1 protein-coding gene is annotated in these 291 nt (G+C 48.5%); it reads left to right on the plus strand.

Annotated features, from left to right (window positions below; genetic code table 11):
* Window positions 1–291 (plus strand): molybdopterin cofactor-binding domain-containing protein (locus ACYP03_RS25640; protein ID WP_459782625.1); only part of this gene is annotated, 291 nt, incomplete at both ends.

Consider the following 291-nt stretch of genomic DNA (forward strand, 5'->3'; position numbering starts at 1 on the left):
AACCAATACAGCTTCGAATACGGCTTACCGTGGTTTCGGTGGCCCGCAGTGCATGATGACCATTGAGAACATCATGGACGAAATCGCCCAGCATCTGGGCAAAGATCCGCTGGATGTGCGCAAGGTGAACTATTACGGCCATGATGATCGCAATGTCACCCACTACTACCAGAAAGTGGAAGACAACTTCATTCATGACATTACTGAGCAGCTGGAAGCCAGCAGTGAGTATAAAGCGCGCCGTAAAGCCATTGCTGAATTCAACAAAACCAGTCCGATTCTGAAAAAAGG

It is taken from the genome of Photobacterium sp. R1, assembly GCF_054600795.1.